We start from the raw sequence: 26,324 nt of genomic DNA on the forward strand, positions 1-26,324 counted from the left end.
CCTCGCGGTAAGGTCGAACAGCCTTTCAGGTGCGCACTTTGCACGCCGGGGCCATGATCGGGGATGGAAATGGATTCCGCAGAAATTCTTGTGCTGCAAGCCAGTTACACCAATCCACTGCACGCCGAAGCCATCGGCATCGTGCTCAATCATTACGCAGAAGATCCCATGGGCGGCGGCCATTCGCTTGACCCGGAACTGTTGCGTCGCGTGCCGGAAGAACTTGCGCGCAGGCCTCATGCGTTCAGTGTGCTGGCGTTCGTCGGTGGCGAGCCGGCAGGGCTGGTGAACTGCTTTGAAGGTTTCTCGACGTTCGCCTGCAAGCCGCTGGTCAATGTCCATGACGTGGCGGTCGTGAGCAAATTTCGCGGCCTCGGCTTGAGTCAGAAAATGCTGCGCAAGGTCGAGGAAATCTGCCGTCAGCGCGGTTGCTGCAAGATCACCCTGGAAGTGCTCGAAGGCAACGAGGTGGCACAGAACTCCTACCGCAAATTCGGCTTCGCCCCCGGCATGTTCGACCCGGAACATGGCCGTATGCTGTTCTGGATCAAGGATCTGCAGGCATAAAAAAAGGCGCCCCGGACAGGGCGCCCAACTGTCGTCTCCGAGGCCAGAGCGGAGCCATCGGAGGTCCATCGGTTGCTCGGTGAATCAGTCGCGATAAGACTCGGTGACTTGCGCGGTCTGATCGTTCGGAACCTTCAGTTCCGCTGCTTTGCTGTCGGTCGGCTGTTCGCTTGGCGCGTGGTGGACCGGGAAGTTGTCGTAGTAATGCCGCATGCGTTCGGCGCCGCCCTCGGCAAAGGCGCTGGCGGAACCGAGGGCGAGTAGCCCGGCAAGAATGGCGGTGGTGGTTTTCATGGTGCCTCCTACTGAAAAACGTCGGAGCCGTTCGTCCATGAAGCAGATCTCGGGGCACAGTGTCCCGGCGGGGAATTAACTCGGGGTTAACAGCGGTGGCGAGGGGATTTGGTGACGCATTGCGCGTCACCGAGAGAGTGGGGCCGCTTCGCGACCCATCGGGGATGAATCCCCTCACTACAGGGGTTTTGTTGGACCGGTGCGCTCAGAGCTTCCAGTCCAGGCTCAGCGTCACTGTGCGCGGGTCGCCCCAGTACACGCCGTTGTAGAAGCCGACGTTGTCGTAATACTTCTTGTCGAACAGGTTATCGACGTTCAGCGACGCCGACAGATGCCTGTCGAACTCATAGCGCGACATCAGCTTGACCACGGTGTAGGCCTCCTGGTTGATCCGCGCCGGTTCGGTGATGATCCGGCCGTTGGCGCCGCGCCCGACCGGGCGGTTAGCCGCGCCATAGACGTCGCTCTGCCAGTTCACCGCGCCACCCACGGTCAATGCGTGCCAGTTGCCCGGCAGACGATAGGCCGTGGACAGCCGCAGCATGTTCAGTGGTTGAGCGGTGTTGCTGCGCTGTTTTTCGCCGTCGACGGAATGGGTGTAGGTGTAGCCGGCGGTCATGTTCCAGCCGCTGAGAATTTCCCCGGACACTTCGGCCTCGAAGCCATTGACCTTGTTACCCTTGCCGCCGGACTTGAAAAACTCCTCGCCGCTCACCGGGTCCGGGGGGGCCGAGTTGTCACGCTCGGCGACGTTGTCCTGTTTGCTCCAGAACACTGCCGTCGCCAGGTTCAGGCGTTCGTCGAGCAGGCTGCCTTTGAGCCCGACTTCATAGTTGCTGCCGATCACCGGGTCGAGGTAATTGCGTTTGCTGTCGCGCTTACTCTGCGGTTTGAAAATGTCGGTGTAGCTGGCGTAAACCGTGTACTCCGGCGTCAGGTCGTAAAGCAGGCCGGCGTAGGGTGTCCAGATATCATTCTGGCGTTGATGGGTGGTATCGGTGCTGGTCAGTTTTTGCTGCGCATCATAGTAGTAATCGGTGCTGGATTCGTCCCAGCTGCCATAGCGGCTGCCGAGTACTGCATGCAGCTCATCGGTCAGGCTCAGACGGGTCGCGAGGTAACCGGCCTTTTGCCGAGTGATGCCTCGCGCGCCCGGCAGGCTGGTGACAGTGTCGGCGAATTTGCCGATGTCACCCATGTATTTCCAGTCGCGGATCTTGCTGTAGTCGGCGGCTTGGGGACTGTTGAAGGCGTAGGGCGAAGTCGAGCGGTTTTCCGCCTCGCCGTAGCCGAACATCATCTCGTGTTCGCGGCCGAACAGCTGGTACGGCCCTGACAGGTTGAAGTCGTACACGCTCATTTTCTGCGTGCCGAGCATGTGCCCCATGTAGGCCGTCATGCCGCTGCGGTCGGCCTCGGGAAAACCGGAGCCGCCGTAATAGACCTTGCCGTCGGTATCACTTTCGCGGTGGGTGTAGGCGGCCTTCAGCTTCCAGCCATTACCCAATTGCTGGTCCAGGGTAACGAACGCGGTCTTGTCCTTCAGCGGCCAGGAGCTCCAGGATGTCGCCATGTTGGTCGACCGTCCTAGGCCGGCCTTGCTGCCGTCGGCGTTCCAGTACGGCACCGTCCCCCAGGACGTGCCTTGCACCTGCTTGTCCTGATAGTCGTAACCGACGGCAAGCACCGTGGAGTCGGTCAGATCAGCTTCGAGAATGCCGTAGCCGACCTCGCGCTGCAGCGCGTATTTGTCGCGGAACGACTGGCTGTCGCGATAGGCCAGTACCGTACGCCCGCGCAGCCGACCATCGAAGGCCAGCGGCCCGCCGACATCGACATAGCTGTAGTAGTTGTCGTAGCTGCCGCCACTGACCCCGGCCAGTGCCTGCCACTGGGCAGTCGGGCGCTTGCGCACCATGTTGATCGTCGCTGAAGGATCACCCGCGCCGGTGGTCAGGCCGGTGGCGCCGCGTACCACTTCGATGCGGTCGTAGATGATGGTGTCCGAGTCTGACTTCATGCGCCCGAAGGTGTTGAGCATTCCGTCGATCTGGAAATTGTTGATCGGGTAACCCCGCGCCGAATAGCTGACCCGATCCGAGTCGTTGTGTTGCACGAACGATGCCGGTGGTCTGGCGCATGGCTTCGGACAAGGTACCGAGCTTGAAATCATCCATCTGCTGGCGCGTGACCACGGACACCGATTGCGGGGTTTCCTTGATCGACAGGTTCAGCCGCGTCGCGGTGCTCATCGCGCCAGTGGTGTAGGAATCAGTGTTTTCAGTGTTAACGCCGAGGCCTTCGGCGCTGACGCTGGTGGCGTCCAGTTCCAGCGCCTGGGCGGTGGATTGTGGCGCTGTTTCAGGATCGGTTTCAGCCAGCAGATCGGGACTCAACGCCATGCTGAACAAGCCGACAGTCAGGGTCATGGAACGGGTAATGGGCGCGAACATCGCAGCCGACTCCTTGTCTTCGAGGGAAAAAATCCATTGGTTCAAAGACGAGACGCAGCACGACGATTTAGTAACAAACAAGAAATATTATTATTTGGAGATATTTCCCGACTTCGCCGAGACGGGCGAAAAGCTGCTCACGGCGCTTGCCCAATAGACGGCGGCGGGTATGCTGTTGGCCTGCCGAGGAGATAGCAATGGCCTACGATTTTGACCTTTATGTGATTGGTGCCGGTTCCGGCGGTGTACGTGCAGCGCGCTTCGCCGCCGGTTTCGGCGCGAAAGTGGCGGTGGCCGAGAGCCGTTACCTGGGCGGCACCTGCGTCAACGTCGGCTGCGTGCCGAAGAAACTGCTGGTGTACGGCGCCCATTTCGCCGAAGACTTCGAACAGTCGTCCGGTTTCGGCTGGAGTCTGGGTGAAGCAAATTTCGACTGGACGACCCTGATCGCCAACAAGGACCGCGAGATCAATCGCCTCAACGGCATTTATCGCAACCTGCTGGTCAACAGCGGCGTGACCCTGCACGAAGCCCACGCGAAGATCGTCGGCCCGCACGAGGTCGAGGTCAACGGTGAGCGCTTCACCGCGAAAAACATTCTGATTGCCACGGGTGGCTGGCCGCAGATTCCGGAAATCCCGGGGCACGAACACGCGATCAGTTCCAATCAGGCGTTTTTCCTCAAAGAGCTGCCGAAGCGGGTACTGGTGGTCGGTGGTGGTTACATCGCTGTCGAGTTCGCCGGGATTTTCCACGGTCTGGGCGCGAACACTACGCTGCTGTATCGCGGTGATCTGTTCCTGCGTGGTTTCGATGGCTCGGTGCGCAAGCATCTGCAGGAAGAGCTGACCAAGCGCGGCATGGATCTGCAATTCAACGCCGACATCGCGCGCATCGACAAACAGCCTGACGGCAGCCTGAAAGCGACCCTCAAGGATGGTCGCGTGCTGGAAGCCGATTGCGTGTTCTACGCCACGGGCCGGCGTCCGATGCTGGACAACCTTGGGCTGGAAAACACCGATGTGCAGCTCACCGACAAGGGCTTCATCAAGGTCGACGAGCAATACCAGACCAGCGAGCCGTCGATTCTGGCGCTGGGTGATGTGATCGGTCGGGTGCAACTGACGCCAGTGGCACTGGCCGAAGGCATGGCGGTGGCGCGGCGCTTGTTCAAGCCTGAGCAATACCGTCCGGTGGATTACAAGATGATCCCGACCGCCGTGTTCAGTCTGCCGAACATCGGCACTGTCGGCTTGACCGAAGAAGAGGCGCGGGAAGCGGGGCATGAAGTGGTGATTTACGAGAGCCGCTTCCGCCCGATGAAGCTGACGCTGACCGAGTGTCAGGAGAAAACCCTGATGAAACTGGTGGTCGACGGCAAGACCGACAAGGTGCTCGGTTGCCACATGGTCGGTCCGGACGCGGGGGAGATTGTCCAAGGCTTGGCGATCGCGCTGAAGGCTGGCGCGACCAAGCGTGACTTCGACGACACGATCGGGGTGCACCCGACGGCCGCCGAAGAGTTCGTCACCATGCGTACGCCGGTCGGCGCTTAAGCGTCCTTCGCTTTGGCTGTGTCTGGCGCTGCCGCAACGGTAGCCGCCAGACGCAAGCTGTCCTCGAGGCTGGCCTGAGTCTTGGTCAGTTCCTTTTCCAGTGACTGATTGAGCTGCCGCTGTTCGTCGGCATCCTGTTTCAGCGTCTGACTTTCCAGCAGGGCCACGCGCAGGCGTTCCTGGAGGAGGGTGCGTTCGTTGTCGACGCGAGTGGCTTGCTCCAGCAACTGATCCTGACGCTGGTTGCTGTGCTTGAGCTGATCCTGCATCAGGCTCAGTTCGCGCTGAGTGCCACGGTTTTCCGTGAGCAGGCGTTCGTTATCGCGATGCAACTGAGTGATCTCGTCCTGACGCACCAGTGCACTTTGTTGCGCCTGGCGCAATTCCATCTGCAACTGCTGCAGCTGTCCTTCGTGACGGGCCTGCTCCTGCTCGCGCTGCTCTTTAGTGGCGTTGCGGTAGTGCTCCAGAGCATCACGGGCGTGCAGGTGTTTCTCTTCCAGCGAGCGGATCTGCTCGTCCTTGTCCTGCAGGCGCAATTCGAAATCAGCCAGCGCCTGATTGAGTCCGGCGTTGCGGGTTTGCTCGGTCTGCAGCATCGAGCGGGTTTCTTTTAGCGCTTCGGATTCCTTGGCCAGCGCCGCGCCTTGAATGTCGTGCTGTTGTTCCAGTTGCTCAAGTGCCTGGCGCACCTGCTTGAGCTCCGCTTCCAGGGTTTCGCGCTGCTCTTCGAACTGCTCGCGCGCTTGTTCGATCGGCTCTTGCGCCTGTTCTTTCAGGCGCTGGGCGAGACGCGAGACCAGTGCGGTCAGTTCGTCATTGATCGGTTCCGCGGACGCTTCGACCGGTTGGCTGCCGTCATCCAGCTCTTTCAGATAGCGATGGATCGTGGTTTTCGAACCGGTGTTGCCCAGTTCGATGCGTACTGCATCAATGCTGGGGTGTTCGCCTCGGGCCAGAATCGCTGAGCGCGCGATCTGCACCACTGCTTTGTTAACGCCACCACGGGCCATTTTAACTCCTACCATTACGTACTGTGGTACATGCCACCAAAGTACGCAGTGTACCACGCTGAAAATAAAGTTAAATGCTTGATTAATCACAGGCGGGATATACTGGTATTACCCAATGTCAGACCCCTGAATCGGTTTTTTCATCCAGCAATCAGTACGCCTGCGAGAACACTGCCCATGAGCGAGATCGATCGCTATCTGCAAGCCGCCACCCGTGACAACACCCGCCGCAGCTATCGTTCTGCGATCGAGCATTTCGAAGTGAAGTGGGGCGGCTTCCTGCCAGCGACCGCCGACAGCGTGGCGCGGTATCTGGTCGAGCATGCCGGGGTGCTGTCCATCAACACACTGAAACTGCGGCTGTCAGCGCTGGCGCAGTGGCACAACAGTCAGGGTTTTGCCGATCCGACCAAGGCGCCGGTGGTGCGCAAAGTGTTCAAAGGCATTCGCGCACTGCATCCGGCGCAGGAAAAACAGGCCGAACCGTTGCAATTGCACGATCTGCAGCAAGTGGTCGACTGGCTGGAGCAGGAAGCCAGTAGTGCCAGACAAAATGAGGATCGTCCGCAGTTGCTCAAGGCCTATCGCGATCGGGCGCTGATTTTGCTGGGCTTCTGGCGTGGCTTCCGCAGCGACGAGTTGTGCCGTCTGCAGATCGAGCATGTGCAAGCGCACGCCGGCAGCGGCATCACCCTCTACCTGCCGCGCAGCAAGGGCGACCGCGACAACCTCGGGCAGACGTATCAGGCGCCGGCGCTGCTCAAGCTGTGCCCGGTGCAGGCTTATATCGACTGGATCACCGAGGCAGCGCTGGTACGCGGCCCGGTGTTTCGCGGCGTTGACCGCTGGGGCCATCTGAGCGAGGAGGGCTTGCACGCCAACAGCATCATTCCGCTGCTGCGTCAGGCGCTGGAGCGCGCCGGCATCCCGGCCGAGCGCTACACCAGCCATTCCCTGCGCCGCGGCTTTGCCACGTGGGCGCATCAAAGCGGCTGGGATCTGAAATCGCTGATGAGTTACGTCGGCTGGAAGGATATGAAGTCAGCCATGCGCTATGTTGAAGCCAGCCCCTTTCACGGGATGGCCCGGATTACGGATAAACCGGCTTCGTCGTAGATATGGTTTTCTTCTATTAATACAGTCCGCTAATAGCGAAAACAAATCAGCAGCATCAGGTTTGCCAATGAGCCATCCGTCGAGTGAGTGGGTAGGATTCACCCATCGAATTCACAACCCTGACGGAGAGTCATCAATGCCTATCATCAACAGCCAAGTAAAACCGTTCAAAGCTACCGCATTCAAAAACGGCGACTTCGTACAAGTCTCGGACGCTGACCTGAAAGGCAAATGGTCCGTAGTGTTCTTCTACCCAGCCGACTTCACCTTCGTGTGCCCAACCGAGCTGGAAGACCTGGCCGACAACTACGCTGCGTTCCAGAAACTGGGCGTGGAAATCTACAGCGTTTCGACCGACACCCACTTTGCTCACGCTGCCTGGCACAACACCTCGCCAGCCATCGGCAAAATCGAATACACCATGATCGGCGACCCGACCCACGTCATCTCCCGCAACTTCGACGTGCTGATCGAAGAAGCTGGCCTGGCTGACCGTGGCACCTTCGTGATCAACCCTGAAGGCCAGATCAAAATCGTTGAACTGAACGATGGCGGCGTTGGCCGTGACGCTTCCGAGCTGCTGCGCAAGATCAAGGCTGCTCAATACGTTGCTGCTCACCCAGGCGAAGTTTGCCCAGCCAAGTGGAAAGAAGGCGAGGCCACTCTGGCTCCGTCCCTGGACCTGGTCGGCAAGATCTGAGTCTGTGAGACACGCAATACAGGGCGGGACTCCGCACCTACTTCAGTAAGCTGCACCGCCCATTGAAAAAGCCCGGGCGAGATTCGCTCGGGCTTTTTTTCGCCTCGAATAAAGACACAGGAGATCGCCCGTATGTTGGACGCCAATCTTAAAGCCCAGTTGAAATCGTACCTGGAACGGGTTACCCAGCCGATCGAGATCGTTGCTTCCCTCGACGACGGTGCGAAATCCCGGGAAATGCTTGACCTGCTGAAAGACGTTGCCAGTCTTTCGAGCCAAATTACTTTGATCGACAGCGGTACCGATGCCCGCAAACCGTCGTTCTCGATCAATCGTCCGGGTGCCGATATCAGCCTGCGTTTCGCCGGCATCCCGATGGGCCATGAATTCACCTCGCTGGTGCTGGCCCTGTTGCAAGTCGGCGGCCACCCATCGAAAGCCAGTGCTGAAGTCATCGAACAGATCCGCTCGCTCAAGGGCGAGTTCAGCTTCGAAACCTACTTCTCGCTGTCGTGCCAGAACTGCCCGGACGTGGTCCAGGCGCTGAACCTGATGGCTGTGTTGAACCCGAACATCCGTCACGTCGCCATCGACGGCGCGTTGTTCCAGGACGAAGTCAACGATCGCAAGATCATGGCCGTGCCGAGCATCTACCTCAACGGTGAGAACTTTGGCCAGGGCCGCATGGGCCTGGAAGAAATCCTCGCCAAACTCGACACCGGCGCCATCGAGCGTCAGGCCGAGAAAATCAGCGCCAAACAAGCCTTTGATGTGCTCGTAGTTGGAGGTGGCCCGGCCGGTGCGTCGGCCGCGATCTATGCCGCCCGTAAAGGCATTCGCACCGGTGTTGCGGCTGAGCGCTTCGGCGGTCAGGTGCTGGACACCATGGCCATCGAGAACTTCATTTCCGTGCAGGAAACCGAAGGCCCGAAACTGGCGACGGCGCTGGAAGAACACGTCAAGCAGTACGACGTCGATATCATGAACCTGCAGCGCGCCGACAAGCTGATTCCCGGCAAGAACGGCGAGTTGCACGAAGTCCACTTTGCCAGTGGTGCAACCCTGAAAGCCAAGAGCGTGATCCTGGCGACCGGCGCACGCTGGCGTGAAATGAACGTGCCGGGCGAGCAGGAATACCGTAACAAGGGCGTGGCGTACTGCCCGCACTGCGACGGCCCGCTGTTCAAAGGCAAGCGCGTGGCGGTGATCGGCGGCGGTAACTCCGGCGTGGAAGCGGCCATCGACCTGGCCGGTATCGTTGCCCACGTGACACTGCTGGAGTTCGACGTGCAACTGCGTGCCGACGCGGTGTTGCAACGCAAACTGCACAGCCTGCCAAACGTCACTGTGATCACCAGTGCGCAAACCACTGAAGTCACCGGTAATGGCGAGAAGGTCAACGGCCTGCGTTACAAGGATCGCAATACTGACGAACTGCGCAGCGTCGAGCTGGAAGGGATTTTCGTACAGATCGGTCTGCTGCCGAACACCGACTGGCTCAAAGGCACCATCGAGCTGTCGCCGCGTGGTGAAATCATCGTCGACAACCGTGGCGAGACGTCGATCCCGGGGATCTTCGCGGCCGGCGACGTGACCACTGTGCCGTACAAGCAGATCGTGATTGCAGTGGGCGAGGGCGCCAAGGCTTCCCTCAGCGCGTTCGATCACTTGATCCGTACTTCTGCGCCGGCGTAAACGGCAGTCGCTGAAACGAAAAAACCCATGAGCGATCATGGGTTTTTTTATGCCTGACACAATCCAATTGTAGGAGTGAGCCTGCTCGCGATGGCGGCTGCACATTCAAAACATCATGGCCTGACACACCGCTATCGCGAGCAGGCTCACTCCTACAGGAGAAATTTGCAGTGAGTTACAGCGGCGCAGGCTGGATGATTTCAACCCAGTAGCCATCCGGGTCCTTGATGAACGCCAGGCTTTTCATATGGCCATCAGTCAGGCGCTTCTGGAAATCACAGCCCAGCTCTTCAAAACGTGCGCACGCGGCAACGATGTCTGGCACCGAGATGCAGATGTGGCCGAAACCGCGTGGGTCGGTGTTGCCATTGTGATAGGCGAAGTCGGCGTCGTTTTCGGTGCCGTGGTTGTGGGTCAGTTCCAGAATGCCGGGGATCGACTTCATCCATTCGGTGCGGGCGGCGGCGTCGGCCGGGATCTGCGCCTTGTCGACCAGCGCGAGGAAGTACAGGCTGAATTCGGCTTCCGGGAAATCACGCTTCTCGACCAGCGAGAAACCCAGGACGCGGGTGTAGAAGTCCAGCGACTTGGTGATGTCCTTCACACGCAGCATGGTGTGGTTGAAGACGAAGTTGCGGGTTGCGCTGTCTGGAGTGGCGGTGACGCCGGGGAAAGTGTTCAGTTCGTGCAGGCTCATAGGCCCTCCGTAACAATGGGGCGAGTGAATGGGCGCAATGATACGCATGCGGGGCGGCATCGCCAAACCGAATGCGCGGCTTGCTCTGTGGGCGGCCGGGCCTCAGACTTTGCTGCTCAATCTGCGAGTGCCTCTGGTAATGATCCGACCGTTCAAAGCGCTGTTCGTTTGCCTTTTCTCATCGCTGCTTGCCGTTCCGGCGCTGGCGGATCAGCCCAGTATCACCTGGCCTGCAGGCTGGGAAGTGGAGGCGCTGCCCGATCAAGCCCCTCAGGTTTCGCGCCAGCGCGCGGTGAAAACCGACACCGACGGCAATCAGGTGATGGTGATGGAGTTGACCATGAGCCAGGTTGAGGCAGGCCATCAGGTCAATGTGCAGGGTGTCCTGCTGGAAATGCGCAAATCTATTCAGAAAGACTTCTTCCAGGGCGGCTATCAAAGCGTTTGCAACAAGATACATCCGGCAAAACTCGCCGCTCTCGATGCACTGGAGACCACCTGCACGATCACCGAAAACGGCCGTCATGTGTTGTCGCAAACATTGGTTGCTGCGGTCGCGACGGATAAGGCTTATGTACTTTCTTACGCGGGTCAGGCTGAGGTTTATACGGCGAGCGCCGAGGAAATAGTCGCAGTGAGAAACAGCTTGAAACTTTAAGCGTCTGTTTGCACCGCTACGGGTTTAGATACCCGAAGGAATTAAGCATAAAGTTTAGCGGTCGTTGCGGTTGCAACATCCCGGCGCAAAATGTTTAGCCTCACGGCTTGTGGGTGTTAAAGCAGATTGATAATTAGCGTGGCGGAAATCGTTGCTTTTGTTAGATATTGTCGAAAAAAAGCCCTGCATAGAGCAGGGCTTGTTTGTTGACGCAAGATTAACCGCGCAACCAGGAATCGACGGTGGCAGCACCGTACTGTTCTTTCCAGGCTTTCAGGCCGCGGTGATTGCCGCCCTTGGTTTCGATCAGTTCACCGGTGTGCGGGTTCTGATAGACCTTGACCACGCGAGCGCGGCGGGTTTTCGGTGCGGCAGACACTTGCAGGCCGGACTTGGACGGGTTCGGATCGAGGATGGCGATGATGTCTTTCAGGCCTTTGCCGTAGGTTTTCATCAGCCCCTGGAGCTTTTCTTCGAATTCGATTTCTTTCTTGAGCCCGGCATCGTTCTTCAGCGATTCCAACTGCTTGAGCTGTTCCTGAAGGGCCTTTTCAGCTGCACGAAATTCAGCGAGTCTGGACAATATCTTTACTCCAATAGTGTGTTTGGCTGATACCAACCGCAAACAAAGCTATAAGCCAAGAGCCTTGAAGCGACTCGGTGATAATGGCTCACCTGCCAATCTTGCACAGGCTGAAAAAATTGTAGTAGTTAATGCGCAAAGAGTAAATCCTGATCTTGTCGTCATGTAACAACAGTGGTGTTTTGTATCAATTTGGTGCGCCCGGTCGCAGCGCCGGGCTTAATTTATTTTTAGTTAATGGTGACTTAATGCATCGATGAAGTCGGCGCCAGGCATGGGTTTTCCGAACAGATAGCCCTGCAGGAAGTTGACGTGGTGTGCGGTCAGATAGTCAGCCTGAGCCTGAGTTTCTACACCTTCGGCAACAATACCCAAATCGAGCTTGGCCGACAGTTCGATAATCGTGTCCATAATATGCCGCGACAGCGCATCAATGCCGATCATCGCGACGAAACTCTGGTCGATCTTGAGAAAATCGACATTGAATGTTCGCAGGTAGCCCAGACTTGAATGACCGGTACCGAAATCGTCGATGGCGATCATCACCCCCAGCGCGTGCAACTGCTCGAACAATAGGTGCGTGACATCGGTTGGCTCAATCAGCTCGCGCTCGGTCAGCTCCAGCACCAGGTTGATACTGCCGGGGGCAAAAGCAGCGAGAAACCCGCGACAGTCTTCGACCAGTTGCAGATCCTGGCAATGGCTGGCGGTGATGTTGATGCCGATGTGGAACGGTTTGTCGAACTCCGCCGACAACGGGCCGAGCAGGGCGGCTGTCTGCTGCATCAGCGAACGAGTCATGGGCACGATCAGGCCTGAATGTTCGGCAAACGGAATGAACAGATCCGGACGCACCAGACCCTCCTTGGGGTGATTCCAGCGCATCAGCACTTCAGCGCCGGACCACTTCCGGCTGTCGCCATGCACCACCGGCTGGAAGTAGGGAATGAATTCGCCAGCCTCCAGCGCGCGCAGCATCTCATGGCTGGGCGAAGTGGCGCGCCGTTGCAGGACATGGGCGATAGCGCCCGCGATCACCCCGAAAAATATCAGCAGACTGAACAGCGGCGGGTATTCGCCGGCCATGTAGCGCCACGTTTGCCCCTGCGGGAAGCCTGCACTGACACTGAAGGCATAGCGCGAAGACGCGAGCATACTCTGCGCCACCGGTAACGGCGGCAGGGCGCCTTGATGCACCTTGCCATCGACGGACAGCCAGTTATCGCCGACCTGCAACAACAGCAGCGTCTGCCGGCCGATCAGGCGCAGGATGTTGCTCAGGTGATAACCATCGAGGGTGGTCAGCGCGCCACCGCGACCTTCGCTGAGGCGATACACCAACAGCGCGGTGTTGGGCGTGACGGGGTTGCCATTCATCAACCACAGTTTGCCCTGCGTATAGTCGCCCGGATTCACGGCCTCCTTGAACTCCCCGAACAGCGAGCTGCAATAGAGGTTGTTGTCCCACACCAGATTGGTCGAGCGTACAAAAGGTCGACGGGTCACCTGCTCACGCAAGGCCAGTTTGACGCTGTCGCAGGGCTGGCCGGCCAGGGGCAGCAGTTCGCTGGCGGCCTGGGCGGTGTTGTCGAGCATCAGTTCAAACTGGCGCAGCGCCTCCTCGGCGGTATTTTGCGTGCTCTGTTGCAAGGTGCGTTCGGCTTGCAGATACAGAATCCCTGTGCCCAAAAGCACCGGCAGCAGGCCGCAAAGCAGGGTCACAATCATCCGCACGCTACGTTTGCGGCGGGGTTTGACAGTCAAGGGCATGGACGCATCCTGTTGCGATGGAGTGAAACTCTCGAATGCAGGCTGGCAACGGCGCGCCTGTGAAAAACAGCGGAGTCAAAACGCATGATAGATGGCCGTTGCCGCTTGTGCCGCTTACAGGCGATTGATCTGCGGGGCGAGTGCGATACAGGCTCAGCTTGTTTACGTGCGCAACAAACCTCTTGCACCGATGCGAAAAAGGCGGATTTTATAGAGAGGGCAGACAACCCTATTTACGCTGTGTAGAATCGGGTTACGCATACAATAATAAACGTCTTCTGGCAGCAGAAGCCTCGCCCGCAAGAGCCTTGGGTCGACAATGAAGATATTCGGGTTTCAACTGATCTACGGTGACTTCCTCGCCCGCAGTGTGCGAGGCATCTCCTGCGCACCTCCCGCCGGTCTCAGCATTACTGACAAATAACTCTGGTTAATTGATAAGAATGATGAGGCGCCACCATGGCAGATTTATACGAAAACCCAATGGGCCTGATGGGCTTTGAGTTCATCGAGTTCGCATCGCCGACTCCTGGCACCCTGGAGCCGATCTTCGAGATCATGGGCTTCACCAAAGTCGCGACCCACCGCTCCAAGAACGTGCACCTGTACCGTCAGGGCGCGATCAACCTGATCCTCAACAACGAACCGCACAGTGTGGCCTCGTATTTCGCGGCCGAGCATGGACCGTCGGTGTGCGGCATGGCGTTCCGCGTGAAGGATTCGCAAAAGGCCTACAGCCGCGCACTGGAACTCGGTGCTCAGCCGATCCACATCGAAACCGGCCCGATGGAGCTGAATCTGCCAGCGATAAAGGGCATCGGCGGCGCGCCGCTGTACCTGATCGACCGTTTCGGCGAAGGAAGTTCGATCTATGACATCGACTTCGTGTTCATCGAGGGCGTTGATCGCAACCCGGTCGGTGCCGGTCTGAAGATCATCGACCACCTGACCCACAACGTGTACCGCGGCCGCATGGCCTACTGGGCCAACTTCTACGAGAAGCTGTTCAACTTCCGCGAGATCCGCTATTTCGACATCAAGGGCGAATACACCGGCCTGACCTCGAAAGCGATGACCGCACCGGACGGCATGATCCGCATCCCGCTGAACGAAGAGTCGTCCAAGGGCGCCGGGCAGATCGAAGAGTTCCTGATGCAGTTCAATGGCGAGGGCATTCAGCACGTGGCGTTCCTCACCGACGACCTGGTCAAGACCTGGGATCAGTTGAAGAAGATCGGCATGCGCTTCATGACCGCGCCGCCGGACACCTACTACGAAATGCTCGAAGGCCGTCTGCCGAACCACGGCGAGCCGGTGGATCAACTGCAATCGCGCGGCATCCTGCTCGACGGCTCGTCGAACCCGGACGACAAGCGCCTGCTGCTGCAGATCTTCTCGGAAACCCTGATGGGCCCGGTGTTCTTCGAATTCATCCAGCGTAAAGGCGACGATGGTTTCGGCGAGGGCAACTTCAAGGCCCTGTTCGAATCGATCGAGCGTGATCAGGTGCGTCGTGGTGTGCTCGCAACCGAGTAATCCTCCACCAGAATGAAAAAATCCCGGCTTGCAGTCATGCACAGCCGGGATTTTTTTTTGCATCAGCAAAACTGTGGGAGCGGGCTTGCTCGCGAATTCGGTCTTTCGTTCAAGGTCTTTGTTGACTGAACTGACGCTTTCGCGAGCAAGCCCCCTCCCACAGTAGTTTTGTGTTGCTTTTAAGACCTGCGTTGTCGCATCAGGTGTTTGAAGCCTTCGAAGATCAGCACCACAACGGCGAGCCAGATCGGAATGTAGGTCAGCCACTCACCCGCCTTGATGCTTTCACCGAGCAACAGCGCCACGCCGAGCAGCAACACCGGCTCGACGTAACTGAGCAAACCAAACAGGCTGAACGGCAGCAAGCGGCTGGCAATGATGTACACCACCAGCGCCGAAGCACTGATCAGACCGAGCAGCGGAATCAGCCAGAGCAAGCCCGGATACTGATCGAACACGGCGAAACCTTGCTCACCACCGCGCACGAACCAGTACGCCACCGGCAGCATCAAGGTCATGTCGACCCACAGACCGCCCAGGTTGTCGGTCTTCAGGCGTTTGCGCAGGACGAAATACAGCGGGTAACCGACCACGACCACCAGGGTCGCCCAGGAAAATCCGCCGACCCGATAGAGCTCGTTCGCCACGCCGAGAACGGCAAAGAACACCGCGATTTTCTGCAGGTACGACAGGCTGTCGCCGTACACAATGCGCCCGGTCAGTACCATCGCCAGCGGCAACAGGAAATAACCCAGCGACACATCGAGGCTGTAGCCGTTGAGCGGCGCCCACATGAACAGCCACAACTGCACGCCGAGCAAACCCGACGAAACAATCAGACCGCCAATCAGCTTTGGATAGCCCGCCACCTTGCGCAGCAACTCCAGCACCCGCCGCCATTCACCCGACACCAGCATGAACACGGTCATGCACGGCACGGTGAGCAGCATCCGCCAGCCGAAGATTTCCACGCCGCTCAACGGAGTGAGCAGCGAGGTGTAGTAATACATGACGGCAAACAGCACCGAAGCTGAAACCGATAGAGCGATACCTTTAGACAAACTGTCCTCGCGGATGGGTGATCAAACAGGGCGCGCAGGATACGTGGTTTTTGTGCTGAATATTGGCCGGGGCGGTCAATATTTTCTACATGAACCCAAAAGCCCCTCACCCTAACCCTCTCCCAGAGGGAGAGGGGACTGACCGTAGGGTCTCGCGACATTCAGCGATGTGAAAGTCCGAGTCGATTATGGATTCAACACAACAGCTTCAGGCAAAAGCGTAGCTTCAATATTCCCCGATCGGTTCCCTCTCCTCCGGGAGAGGGCTAGGGTGAGGGCGGGGGGCTCACGTCGAACGCGGTTTACGGCCCGACACAAAATGGCTCACATCGTTAAACCCCGGCGTCGAAGCATGCCCCGGCGTCACCAGCGAGTCGATAAACGCTTCATCCTCCGCCGTGATCTGCACCGCCTGCGCCTTGGTGTAAGCGTCCCACTGCTGTTCGGTACGCGGCCCGACAATCGCCGAGTTCACCGCGCTGTTGTTCAGCACCCAGGCAATCGCGAATTCGACAATCCCGACGCCACGGCCCTGGGTGTACTGCTGAATCTGCTGGGCGATGCGCAGCGATTCCACGCGCCATTCGGTTTCCAGAATGCGTTTGTCCTGACGCCCGGCGCGGCTGTTGGCGTCGGGAGTGGCGTCGGGTGCGTACTTGCCGCTGAGCACGCCGCGGGCCAGCGGGCTGTAAGGCACCACGCCGAGGCCATAGGTTTGCGCGGCGCTGATCTGCTCGGTCTCGGCCTGGCGGTTGACGATGTTGTACAGCGGCTGGCTGATCACCGGGCGGTCGATACCGAGCTTGTCAGCGATGCGAATCACCTCGGCGATGCGCCAGCCGCGATAGTTCGACAGGCCCCAGTAACGGATCTTGCCCTGACGAATCAGGTCGCCGATCGCCGACACCGTGACTTCCAGCGGCGTGTTGTGGTCTTCGCGGTGCAGGTAATAGATGTCGAGATAGTCGGTGCCAAGACGGGTCAGGCTGGCCTCCAGACCATTGAAGATGTGCTTGCGGCTCAAGCCGCTGCGGTTCGGCACGCCGTCCGCCGGGCCGAAACCGACCTTGGTTGCCAACACCCATTCGTGCCGATGGCGGGCGATCGCCTCGCCGACAATTTCTTCCGAGCGGCCGTTGGTATAGACGTCGGCAGTGTCGATGAAATTGATGCCCTGATCCCAGGCCTTGTCGATGATGCGCAGCGAGTCCTCGGCGCTGGTTTGCTCGCCAAACATCATCGTGCCGAGGGTGAGGGTGGACACCTGCAACCCCGAATGCCCCAGTGTGCGGTAGCTCATGCCGAAATCCTTTTATCGGGTGGGAAAACTCCAATCAAATACCAGAAGCATCCGACGGGGCAAAGTGAATTATCGGCCCAGTGCTGCGCAACGCGTCTGCAAAAACGCCTGCAACACCCGAACGCGTTCGGACACCTGCACCCGATGCGGGCACAGCAGATTGAACGGCACGCTCTCGCCATGCCAGTCATCAAACAGCGTCAGCAGGCGTCCGCCGCGCACATCCTCGGCGACGTCCAGCCAGGCTTTGTAGGCAATGCCATGCCCGGCCAGGGCCCAGCGCCGCGCGACTTCGCCGTCATCGCTGAAGTAGTCGCCGTGGACTTCAATTTCCAGCGTTTCGTCCTCGCGACTGAAGCGCCAGGTGTTGTAGGGCCGACCATTGCGCAGGTAGAGCAGGGCGCTGTGTTCGCGCAGTTCGCCGGGATGTTGCGGTGTGCCATGGCGGGCGAGATAGTCCGGGCTGGCGCAGGCAACACGGCGATGCGCCGGCAGAATCGGCAACGCGACCAGGGTCGAATCACTGGGCACACCAAAGCGCAGCGCGACATCCACGGTTTCGCGGAACAGATCGGCGTGCCGATCGTTGAGCAGCAATTGCAGTTGAATATTCGGGTGTTCACGTTTGAAATCGTCCAGCCACGGCAACAACACGTTGCGCCCGAAGTCCGAAGGCGCCGCCAGTTGCAGCACACCGCTGAGGCCTTCGCCGTGTTGCCTGAGCGCTTGTTCACCTTCGGCCAGTGCGCCGAGGGCAATGCGTACGCTGTCGAGATAACGCCGACCTTCTTCGGTCAGGCGCATGCTGCGGGTGGAGCGCGCGAGCAGGCGGATGCCGAGGCGGGTTTCCAGACGCTTCAGCGCGATGCTTGCGGCGGCCGGCGTCAGTTCCAGCGCGCGGGCAGCGGCGGAGATGCTGCCGGAGTCGGCCACGCGGACGAAGATCTCCAGATCGAGAATCGAGCTCATTGGTAAAAATCCTTTAAAGATTCGTGCGTTTTTGCGGGATTTTTCCGTGATTGGCAAGTTCGGGCGTTGCAATCAGTGAGCAAAAAAAGATCGCAGCCTGCGGCAGCTCCTACAGGGAAACGCGTATTTCCATGTAGGCGCTGCCGCAGGCTGCGATCTTTTGATCTTGATGCGTGATGATTAAGCCCGCAGCGTCCGCGTCATGCGCAACGCCAGCAAGCTGCCGCCGACAATCACACCCGCCAGCAGATACAACGCCGCATCGGTCGAACCGGTGCTGTCCTTGACCCAACCCACCAGGTACGGGCTGAGGAAACCGGCCATTTGCCCCATCGAGTTGATCAACGCCAGGCCACCGGCCGCCGCGCCTGCGCTCAACAGGGCAGTCGGCACTGGCCAGAACATCGGCAGACCGGTCAGCGCGCCCATGGTTGCAATGGTCAGGCCGAGGATGGCGATGGCCGGGTTGGCGGCGAAGTTCACCGCGATCAGCAGCCCGAGCGCGCCCATCAGCATCGGTACGACCAAGTGCCAGCGCCGTTCTTTGCGCAAATCCGCCGAACGCCCCACCAGCAGCATGAACACCGCCGCCAGCAGATAGGGGATCGCACTCAGCCAGCCGATCACCAGGTTGTCGCTGAAACCGAGGTTCTTGATGATCGACGGCAGCCAGAAGTTGATCGCGTACACGCCGCTCTGGATGCAGAAATAGATCAGGCCGAAGGCCCAGATTGCCGGGTTCTTGAACACCGCGAGCAGTGAGTCGGAAGTGGTTTTCGGTTTGTTCGCCAGGTCTTCGGCCTGATCGGCTTCAAGCACCGCGCGCTCGTGCGGGCTCAGCCACTTGGCATTGGCGAAGCTGTCGCTGAGCAGGAAATAGGCGAGGGCGCCGAGGATTACGGTCGGGATGCCTTGCAGCAGGAACATCCACTGCCAGCCGGCCAGTCCGCCTTGCCCGGCGGCGAAGTGATTGAGGATCCAGCCGGAGAACGGGCTGCCGAGCAGGCCCGAGACCGGGATCGCCGACATGAACAGTGCCATGATCCGCCCACGGCGGAACGTCGGGAACCACTGCGAGAGGTACAGCACCACACCCGGGAAGAACCCGGCTTCGGCCGCACCGGTGAACAGGCGCAGGGTGTAGAACTGGGTCGGGGTGGTGACGAACAACAGGCAGGTCGACAGCGTGCCCCAAGTGATCATCATCAGCGCGATCCAGCGTCGCGGGCCGAATCGGGTCAGCGCCAGGTTGCTCGGCACGCCGCACAGCACGTAGCCGATGAAGAAGATCCCGGCACCGAGGCCGTATACGGTTTCACTGAACTTCAATGCGTCGAGCATCTGCAGTTTGGCGAAGCCAACGTTGACCCGGTCGAGGTAGTTGAACAGGTAGCAGATGAAGATGAAGGGGATCAAACGCAGGGTGATGCGTTTGTAGACGGCGTTTTTACCGTCGTCGATGGTCTGGGTAGCTGCGGCGCTCTGCGACATAGCGGCTCTCTCTTTATTATGATTTTTTGCGATGCACAGGTTAACGTTGATCGCCCCGAGAGTCTCGGCCACCTGTGGCCGGATTGTCTTTGTGCCTGAGCACAGGGTTTGCCGCCAGACCCTGTGCGGGTGAACAACCGTCCGCCGCCGCTGCTTAAGGATTTTGCCGATCATGTTCGAACTCGATCACGACCTCGCTCAGGATATCGTCGACCGGGCCATGGCCATTTTGCCCTACAACGTCAACGTCATGGACAGCCAGGGCCTGATCCTTGGCAGCGGCGAGCCGGAGCGCATCAACACCCGTCACGAAGGTGCGCAACTGGTGCTGGCCAACGGGCGGGTGGTAGAGATCGATGCACAAACCGCTGTGCACTTGAAAGGTGTGCAGCCGGGGATCAACCTGCCGCTGATGCTCGATCAACGCCTGATCGGCGTGCTCGGTATTACCGGCGAACCGGAGCAACTGCGCACCTACGCCGAACTGGTGCGCATGACCGCCGAAATGCTCGTCGGTCAGCGCAACCAGCAGGCCGAGCAGCAATGGCGGCGCCAGCGTTGCGATGACCTGTTGGCGTTGCTGTTGAGCGAAGCCGGCGACTCGCCGCGACTGGTCGATGAGGCGCAGCAACTGGGGCTCAAGCCGCAGTTGACCCGGGTGCCGTATCTGTTCGAACTGGGTCTGGAGCATGGGCCGGGGCAGACCGTCGAGGCGCTGAGCGCGTGGCTGACCTCGCGCTATCCGGACAGCTGGTGCGTCAGTTCGGCCAAGTCGTCGCTGCTGTGGTGCCGACCCGCAAGTCAAACGGTTGAGCATGATCGCCTGCTGGAAAAACTCGATGGCCTCGGCTGGAACATTCTGCGCATCGCTGTGGGCGGGCAGGCGGATGGGCTGGCCGGGTTACGCCGCTGTTATCGGCGGGTTGGCGATCTGCTGGCTTATGGCCGGGAAGTGCTGCCGAATTCGCGCTTGCTGACGCTCAATCGCTATCGCTTGCCGGTGATGCTCTGGCGCCATCGCAACGATGATGCGCTGGATGAATTGCTCAAACCGTTGCGCAAAGTTATCGCCAAGGACGGCAATGGCCAGTTGCTCGCGACCCTGCGCAGTTGGTGTGAACACGACGGGCAGAGTCAGGCCTGCGCCGATGCGCTGGGCATTCATCGCAACAGCTTGCGTTATCGAATGGAGCGGATTGCTGAGTTGAGCGGGGTTGATCCGCTGAAACTCGACGGGATGCTGGCGCTATATCTCGGGGTGCAATTGCTGCCGCACATTGATCCGGGCTGATCGGATGTTTTCACCGACGCCTTCGCGAGCAAGCCCGCTCCCACATTTGGAATGCATTCCCCTGTGGGAGCGAGCTTGCTCGCGAAAGCGTCGGTACATTCGACACAGGCTTTTGTAGAAATGAACAATAAACGCCCACCGCGCTTGTGCAGCGGACAGGCGTCAATGCGCAGGCCGACTGGCAGCATGAACGGCATTGGAACTGGAGAATTCGCATGAAGATCGTCATCGCCCCCGATTCGTTCAAGGACAGCCTAAGTGCCCAAGGCGTTGCCGAGGCCATTGCGCTGGGGCTGGCGCAAGTCTGGCCGCAAGCAACACTGGTCAAATGCCCGATGGCCGACGGCGGCGAGGGCACGGTGGAATCGATTCTCGCCGCTTGCGAGGGTGAACTGCGCCGCACCCGAGTACGCGGGCCGCTGGGTGCGCCGGTCGACGCCGCGTGGGGCTGGTTGCCACACAATCACACCGCGATCATCGAAATGGCCGAGGCCAGTGGTTTGCAATTAGTGCCTACGGGGCAACGCGATGCCTGCATCACCAGCACTTTCGGCACCGGCGAACTGATTCGCGCCGCGCTGGATGCCGGCGCGCAACGGGTGATTCTGGCGATTGGCGGCAGCGCCACCAACGACGGCGGCGCCGGCGCGATGCAGGCGCTTGGGGTGAAATTGCTCGATGCGCAGGGTCAGCCATTGGTGCCGGGCGGCTTGGCGCTGGCACAACTGGCGCGACTGGACTTGAGCGAGCTTGATCCGCGTCTGGCCCACGTGCGCTTCGACATCGCCGCCGACGTCAACAACCCGCTGTGCGGCCCGCACGGCGCCTCGGCGATTTTCGGCCCGCAAAAGGGCGCTTCACCGGCACACGTGCAGCAACTGGATCAGGCGCTGGGGCATTTCGCCGAGCTCTGCGCGCAAGCGTTGGGCAAGGACGTTCGCGATGAGCCGGGCAGTGGTGCGGCGGGGGGATTGGGTTTTGCGGCCAAGGCGTTTCTCGGTGCGCAATTTCAGGCCGGCGTGGAAGTGGTTGCCGAACTGGTGGGCCTGGCCGAAGCGGTCAACGGCGCCGATCTGGTGATCACGGGAGAAGGGCGCTTCGACGCGCAGACCCTGCGCGGCAAGACCCCGTTCGGCGTGGCGCGGATTGCCAAACAGCACGGCGTGCCGGTGATCGTCATCGCCGGCACCTTGGGTGAGGGTTATCAGGAACTCTACGAGCACGGCATCGACGCCGCATTCGCCGTCACCAGCGGCCCGATGACCCTGGAGCAGGCCTGTGCCGAAGCTCCACGCTTGTTGCGCGAACGGGCGACTGACATTGCCCGCGTCTGGCAGATGGCCAAACTCAATAACTGATTGCGTGAAGATGTTGTGGCGAGGGGATTCATCCCCGATGGGTTGCGAAGCAGCCCCCCGCGTTTTTCGCAAAAAACCAGTTTTGAGATTTTGCGACTGCTGCGCAGCCGATCGGGGATAAATCCCCTCGCCACAGAGGGTTGGTGTCAGGGTGTTTCAGTGGTGAAACACCTTGAAAAATATTTTCGCTTTACACGAAATCTTCCTAAAGCCCCGCCGATACAGAGATTAGGCGCACACAGATTCCCTCGAACAGTGACGCCTGACTGGTCCCGCCCCCAAGGGCCAGTGATGACGGCAAGGACGCTCGCAGCTACCTCTATCCGAGAGTCCAACCATGTCCTTGCGTAACCTGAATATCGCGCCCCGTGCCTTCCTCGGTTTTGCCTTTATCGCCTTGCTGGTGATTGTCCTTGGTGTGTTCGCCGTCAACCGCATGTCGACCATTCGCCAGGCTTCCATCGACATGGAGACCAACCAACTGCCCAGCGTCACCTACCTTGGCGTGGTCACGGAAAACGTTCTGCGCCTGCGGATTCTGTCGTTCCGGATTCTGGTCAACCGCGACCCGGCAGGTCTGCAAGAAGCGCAAACACGCATCGGCGTGCTGGTGGACAAGGTGCGCAGTGCTCAGGCCAGTTACGCCGCGTTGCCGGCAGAGAGCGAAGAGCGTGCGTTGTATCAGACGTTCGCGACCACGCTCGACAACTACCTGCAAGCGCAAAACCAGATGATGGAGCTGTCGCGTCAGGACAAGGTCGACGAGATGCGCACCTTGATCAACACGCGGATCAAGGACGGCACCGACCAGATGGGCGAACAACTGAACAAGCTGATCGCAATCAACGCGGCGGGCGCGAAAGTCGCCTCCAATCAGGCCGGTGAGCATTACGACAGCGCCATTACCGGCATCATCGTTGTTGCCGTGGTCGCCGCGCTCGCCACGGTACTGCTGGCCCTGTTGCTGACTCGCAGCATCGTCACCCCATTGAATCGTGCCGTACAGGCTGCGCAAACCATCGCCGGCGGCAACTTGACCCAGTCCATCGAAGTCGATGGCAAGGACGAAGCCACCCAACTGCTGCAAGCCCTGTCCACGATGCAGATCAACCTGCGCAAAACCATCGAACAGATCGCCGGTTCCGCGACTCAGTTGGGCGCGGCTGCCGAAGAGCTGAGCGCGGTCACCGAAGAGGCTTCCCGTGGCCTGCAACAGCAGAACAACGAGATCGAACAAGCCGCCACCGCCGTCAACGAAATGACCGCCGCTGTGGAGGAAGTCGCACGCAACGCGGTATCGACCTCCGAAGCCTCGAACCAGTCGACCCAGGCCGCCCGTGAAGGTCGCGATCAAGTGGTGAAAACCGTCGACGCGATCCAGACCATGACTCATGACGTGCAGAGCACCGCGCAAATGATCGAAGGCCTCGCCGCGCAGGGTCGCGACATCGGCAAGGTGCTGGATGTGATCCGCGCCATCGCCGAACAGACCAACCTGCTGGCCCTCAACGCGGCGATCGAAGCAGCGCGTGCCGGTGAGGCCGGACGCGGTTTTGCGGTGGTAGCGGACGAAGTACGCGCCTTGGCCCATCGCACTGCGCAATCGACTCAGGAAATCGAAAAAATGGTCGCTGGCATCCAGAACGGTACCGGCGAAGCGGTGTCGTCGATGCAGCAAAGCAACCAGCGCACCCAGACCACTCTGGAAATGGCCCGCGCTGCGGGTGTGGCGCTGGAGCAGATCACCCAGTCGATCCATCAGATCAACGAGCGCAACCTGGTGATCGCCAGCGCTTCGGAAGAACAGGCGCAGGTCTCCCGTGAAGTTGATCGCAACCTGGTCAACATCCGTGATCTGGCCACGCAGTCCGCCGCCGGCGCGAATCAAACCAGCGCCGCAACCCATGAACTGTCGCGTCTGGCGGTGGATTTGAATGCCATGGTGGCGCGGTTTGTGATTTGAGAAATACGCAGTTGCCTGAAGTGGGCCGAACCAGATGATTGTTCGGCCCACCTCGAAGAGTCAGCGCTTCAAGACAGGTCCACTTTGACTTGCTTAAACGAAGACTGTTGCCCAAGGTTTCCTGCACGATCGCGCAGCCTGTAAAACGCGAACATCGTGCCGGAGCCTATCTCACGGATAATCGCGCCACTCAGTTTGATAACGGTAGGTGAAGTTGCGTCATGCACCGTTTTAATGATGACTGGCTCCGCCGCAAGTGAGCCAAAGTGAAATTCGATGCTGTCGCAGGCTCGCTGCTGCATATAGATGGCAATGGTTACCAGAACTTCATCATTGTGGGCGGCGAGATACTGCGGTGTGATCCCCTCACTGTCGATTTCTGGTGGAAATTGCGGAGGTTCTCCCGGATTGCCGAAGTTGGGAGCCGTTAGATCGACCGTAATCGGCGTGCTCGCGGCCATGTCTTCATTCCCGCCAATATCGAGGATGTATGAAACCTCATATACGCCTTCTTGTACCAGGTGTGCCTCAGGAATATGGGCCTCAAATGGGAAAAGCGCCGGGTCGATGGGTGTCGTAAAAGGATAGTCCGCCACCCTATTCCCGTTTAACAACAGCCTTAACAGTACGGGCACGCCTGGATCAGAAGGTGAACTATACCATTCTGGAATTAACACTTTCAGGGGAGATCCCAATGCACTCAATGGCAACAGGTTAACCTGACTGCCAGGGAAATTGGGTAGCGCATCGGGGATTTCCGGTGCGTCCAATAAGAGGGTTTTTTCATTCAGATTCGTCATCGTTTCAACACTCCGTCGTTTCGATTAGAGGGGGCCGCAGTTGTTTCCTCATGTTGATTAAGCGAGCGTTTGTGAAGCGGGGCTACTGTCAACTCTGACAGGTAGTCAGTCGACCGCTAATCGACCACAGTACGAAGTTCTTCTTTAAATTCATCCAAAGGACAAAGCGGCTGGCGCGGTTTGTGATTTGACCTAGGGTGAAGGCTGGAGACCGCGCAATCAGGAGACGTGCATGCGTTATTCAGCCTTGACCCAACGAATCGCCGGGGAGGGAGCCGCTGCCTGGCAGATTCATGACCGAGCGCTGGAGCTGCGCGCCGAGGGCGTCGATATCCTGCTGCTGAGCGTGGGGGATCCGGATTTCGATACGCCGCTGCCGATCATTCATGGCGCCATCGACAGTCTGCTGGCCGGCGATACGCATTATTCCGAAGTGCGTGGTCGCTTGGCGCTGCGCAAATTGATCGCCGCCCGCCACCAGCGGCGCAGCGGTCAGGTGGTGGATGCCGAGCACGTGATCGTGCTGCCCGGCGCGCAATGCGCGGTGTATTCGGTCGCGCAATGCCTGCTGGATCCGGGTGACGAAGTGATCGTCGCCGAGCCGATGTACGTGACCTATGAGGGTGTGTTCGGCGCGTGCGGCGCGACAGTGGTGCCGGTGCCGGTCAGGCCGGAGAATGGCTTTCGCGTTGACCCCGCCGATGTCGCCGCGCGGATCACGCCGAAGACCCGCGCGATGTTGCTCAACAGTCCGAATAATCCTTCCGGCGCGAGCCTGTCGCTGCTGATCTGGCAAGAGCTGGCGGCGCTGTGCGTGCGCCACGATTTGTGGCTGATCAGTGATGAGGTCTACAGCGATCTGCTCTACGAGGGCGAACACATCAGTCCGGCGAGCCTGCCGGGCATGGCCGAACGCACGGCAACCATCAACAGCCTGTCGAAATCCCATGCCATGACCGGTTGGCGCATCGGCTGGTCGATCGGGCCGAAGGTGCTGGCCGAGCATCTGGTGAACCTGTCGTTGAGCATGCTGTTCGGTCTGCCGGATTTCGTGCAGAAAGCAGCGGAGGTCGCGTTGGCAAGCGATCTGCCGGAGGTGACGCAGATGCGCGAGGAATATCGGTTGCGCCGCGATCTGGTGTGCGAGCGTTTGCGCGGTTGCCCGGGGTTGCAGCCGATCCGGCCCGATGGCGGGATGTTCGTGATGGTCGATGTGCGCCAGACCGGGTTTGGCGCGCAGGGGTTTGCCGAGCGCTTGCTGGAAGGTTATGGGGTCTCTGTGCTGGCTGGCGAAGTTCGGGCCGAGTGCGGCGGGGCATATTCGCATCGGGCTGGTTCTGGATCGGGTGCGGCTGGCGGATGCCTGTGCGCGGATTGCGTTGTGTGCGGTGCAACTGTTGCAGGTGCGTAGTGCCTGACAGTCTTGTGTTGTCTGAACTGGCCTCTTCGCGAG

General features: G+C 59.5%; 21 protein-coding genes and 2 pseudogenes. 12 read left to right on the top strand and 11 right to left on the bottom strand.

Annotated features, from left to right (window positions below; genetic code table 11):
• The first annotated feature begins 69 nt into the window (after positions 1–69).
• Positions 70–567 (top strand): GNAT family N-acetyltransferase, encoded by a 498-nt coding sequence (locus tag E3Z29_RS16320; RefSeq protein ID WP_098968408.1) that lies wholly within the window; start codon positions 70–72, stop codon positions 565–567.
• 84 nt (positions 568–651) lie between these two features.
• Here E3Z29_RS16320 and E3Z29_RS16325 read toward each other — a convergent pair whose 3' ends face one another.
• Both E3Z29_RS16325 and E3Z29_RS16330 read right to left on the bottom strand, forming a co-directional pair.
• Entirely contained in the window at positions 652–861 is a 210-nt protein-coding gene (locus tag E3Z29_RS16325) for a hypothetical protein (protein ID WP_097089648.1), read from the bottom strand.
• 205 nt (positions 862–1,066) lie between these two features.
• Positions 1,067–3,314: pseudogene (locus tag E3Z29_RS16330) on the bottom strand (TonB-dependent siderophore receptor).
• Between E3Z29_RS16330 and E3Z29_RS29435 the strand changes: the two are divergent.
• Both E3Z29_RS29435 and gorA read left to right on the top strand, forming a co-directional pair.
• On the top strand, positions 3,301–3,471 hold the full coding sequence (locus E3Z29_RS29435; protein WP_143503118.1) for a GPO family capsid scaffolding protein: 171 nt from the start codon (positions 3,301–3,303) through the stop codon (positions 3,469–3,471). The pseudogene E3Z29_RS16330 and the gene E3Z29_RS29435 sit on opposite strands and share 14 nt — an antisense overlap.
• 40 nt (positions 3,472–3,511) lie before the next feature.
• The gene (gene gorA, locus E3Z29_RS16335) at positions 3,512–4,870 is read left to right on the top strand and encodes a glutathione-disulfide reductase (protein ID WP_134786312.1); all 1,359 of its coding nucleotides are present in this window, start codon (positions 3,512–3,514) and stop codon (positions 4,868–4,870) included.
• On the opposite strand, the gene E3Z29_RS16340 is transcribed toward gorA, so the two are convergent.
• Positions 4,867–5,883 (bottom strand): DNA-binding protein, encoded by a 1,017-nt coding sequence (locus tag E3Z29_RS16340; RefSeq protein WP_103368981.1) that lies wholly within the window; start codon positions 5,881–5,883, stop codon positions 4,867–4,869. The two genes, gorA and E3Z29_RS16340, sit on opposite strands and share 4 nt — an antisense overlap.
• Before the next feature lie 177 nt (positions 5,884–6,060).
• Between E3Z29_RS16340 and E3Z29_RS16345 the strand changes: the two genes are divergently transcribed.
• The 3 genes from E3Z29_RS16345 (at position 6,061) to ahpF (ending at position 9,394) form a co-directional block, all read left to right on the top strand.
• On the top strand, positions 6,061–6,999 hold the full coding sequence (locus E3Z29_RS16345; protein WP_134786313.1) for a site-specific integrase: 939 nt from the start codon (positions 6,061–6,063) through the stop codon (positions 6,997–6,999).
• Between the two features lie 136 nt (positions 7,000–7,135).
• The gene (gene ahpC, locus E3Z29_RS16350) at positions 7,136–7,699 is read left to right on the top strand and encodes an alkyl hydroperoxide reductase subunit C (protein ID WP_003224621.1); all 564 of its coding nucleotides are present in this window, start codon (positions 7,136–7,138) and stop codon (positions 7,697–7,699) included.
• Positions 7,700–7,831: 132 nt separating this feature from the next.
• Positions 7,832–9,394 carry an alkyl hydroperoxide reductase subunit F gene (gene ahpF, locus E3Z29_RS16355; protein WP_027612006.1) on the top strand — a complete coding sequence of 521 codons (1,563 nt, stop codon included), beginning with the start codon at positions 7,832–7,834 and terminating at the stop codon, positions 9,392–9,394.
• 175 nt (positions 9,395–9,569) lie between these two features.
• Here the strand turns inward: ahpF and gloA are convergent, their stop codons facing one another.
• Entirely contained in the window at positions 9,570–10,091 is a 522-nt protein-coding gene (gloA, locus tag E3Z29_RS16360; RefSeq protein WP_134786314.1) for a lactoylglutathione lyase, read from the bottom strand.
• 139 nt (positions 10,092–10,230) lie between these two features.
• Between gloA and E3Z29_RS16365 the strand changes: the two genes are divergently transcribed.
• Positions 10,231–10,749 carry a DUF4946 domain-containing protein gene (locus E3Z29_RS16365; protein WP_167734207.1) on the top strand — a complete coding sequence of 173 codons (519 nt, stop codon included), beginning with the start codon at positions 10,231–10,233 and terminating at the stop codon, positions 10,747–10,749.
• Between the two features lie 217 nt (positions 10,750–10,966).
• Here the strand turns inward: E3Z29_RS16365 and E3Z29_RS16370 are convergent, their stop codons facing one another.
• Both E3Z29_RS16370 and E3Z29_RS16375 read right to left on the bottom strand, forming a co-directional pair.
• Positions 10,967–11,332 (bottom strand): histone-like nucleoid-structuring protein, MvaT/MvaU family, encoded by a 366-nt coding sequence (locus E3Z29_RS16370; protein WP_003224630.1) that lies wholly within the window; start codon positions 11,330–11,332, stop codon positions 10,967–10,969.
• A gap of 234 nt (positions 11,333–11,566) precedes the next feature.
• The gene (locus tag E3Z29_RS16375; protein WP_134786315.1) at positions 11,567–13,102 is read right to left on the bottom strand and encodes an EAL domain-containing protein; all 1,536 of its coding nucleotides are present in this window, start codon (positions 13,100–13,102) and stop codon (positions 11,567–11,569) included.
• A gap of 459 nt (positions 13,103–13,561) precedes the next feature.
• Between E3Z29_RS16375 and hppD the strand changes: the two genes are divergently transcribed.
• Positions 13,562–14,638: a 4-hydroxyphenylpyruvate dioxygenase gene (gene hppD / locus E3Z29_RS16380; protein ID WP_103368986.1), complete on the top strand. Its 1,077-nt coding sequence runs from the start codon at positions 13,562–13,564 to the stop codon at positions 14,636–14,638.
• 179 nt (positions 14,639–14,817) lie between these two features.
• On the opposite strand, the gene rarD is transcribed toward hppD, so the two are convergent.
• The 4 genes from rarD to E3Z29_RS16400 all read right to left on the bottom strand — a co-directional run bounded on the left by rarD (position 14,818) and on the right by E3Z29_RS16400 (position 19,459).
• Complete coding sequence (gene rarD, locus E3Z29_RS16385; protein WP_027611999.1) at positions 14,818–15,699, bottom strand: EamA family transporter RarD; 882 nt, start codon at positions 15,697–15,699, stop codon at positions 14,818–14,820.
• 286 nt (positions 15,700–15,985) lie between these two features.
• The gene (locus tag E3Z29_RS16390; protein ID WP_134786316.1) at positions 15,986–16,999 is read right to left on the bottom strand and encodes an aldo/keto reductase; all 1,014 of its coding nucleotides are present in this window, start codon (positions 16,997–16,999) and stop codon (positions 15,986–15,988) included.
• 69 nt (positions 17,000–17,068) lie between these two features.
• The gene (locus E3Z29_RS16395) at positions 17,069–17,968 is read right to left on the bottom strand and encodes a LysR family transcriptional regulator (RefSeq protein ID WP_134786317.1); all 900 of its coding nucleotides are present in this window, start codon (positions 17,966–17,968) and stop codon (positions 17,069–17,071) included.
• Between the two features lie 180 nt (positions 17,969–18,148).
• Positions 18,149–19,459: an MFS transporter gene (locus E3Z29_RS16400; RefSeq protein ID WP_027611996.1), complete on the bottom strand. Its 1,311-nt coding sequence runs from the start codon at positions 19,457–19,459 to the stop codon at positions 18,149–18,151.
• A 172-nt stretch (positions 19,460–19,631) separates the two neighbouring features.
• Here E3Z29_RS16400 and E3Z29_RS16405 point away from each other — a divergent pair, with 172 nt between their 5' ends.
• The 3 genes from E3Z29_RS16405 (at position 19,632) to E3Z29_RS16420 (ending at position 24,071) form a co-directional block, all read left to right on the top strand.
• Positions 19,632–20,750, top strand: coding sequence for a sugar diacid recognition domain-containing protein (locus E3Z29_RS16405; protein ID WP_134786318.1), 1,119 nt, complete (start codon positions 19,632–19,634; stop codon positions 20,748–20,750).
• Between the two features lie 215 nt (positions 20,751–20,965).
• Positions 20,966–22,108: a glycerate kinase gene (locus E3Z29_RS16415; protein WP_134786320.1), complete on the top strand. Its 1,143-nt coding sequence runs from the start codon at positions 20,966–20,968 to the stop codon at positions 22,106–22,108.
• Between the two features lie 337 nt (positions 22,109–22,445).
• Positions 22,446–24,071 (top strand): methyl-accepting chemotaxis protein, encoded by a 1,626-nt coding sequence (locus E3Z29_RS16420; protein WP_134786321.1) that lies wholly within the window; start codon positions 22,446–22,448, stop codon positions 24,069–24,071.
• 68 nt (positions 24,072–24,139) lie between these two features.
• Here E3Z29_RS16420 and E3Z29_RS16425 read toward each other — a convergent pair whose 3' ends face one another.
• On the bottom strand, positions 24,140–24,871 hold the full coding sequence (locus E3Z29_RS16425; RefSeq protein ID WP_134786322.1) for a hypothetical protein: 732 nt from the start codon (positions 24,869–24,871) through the stop codon (positions 24,140–24,142).
• 232 nt (positions 24,872–25,103) lie between these two features.
• Here E3Z29_RS16425 and E3Z29_RS16430 point away from each other — a divergent pair.
• A pseudogene (locus tag E3Z29_RS16430) lies at positions 25,104–26,289 on the top strand (pyridoxal phosphate-dependent aminotransferase).
• Positions 26,290–26,324: the final 35 nt, after the last annotated feature.

The sequence above is a fragment of the Pseudomonas sp. S150 genome (assembly GCF_004526365.1).
In the GTDB taxonomy this organism is placed as follows: Bacteria; Pseudomonadota; Gammaproteobacteria; order Pseudomonadales; family Pseudomonadaceae; genus Aquipseudomonas; species Aquipseudomonas putida_A.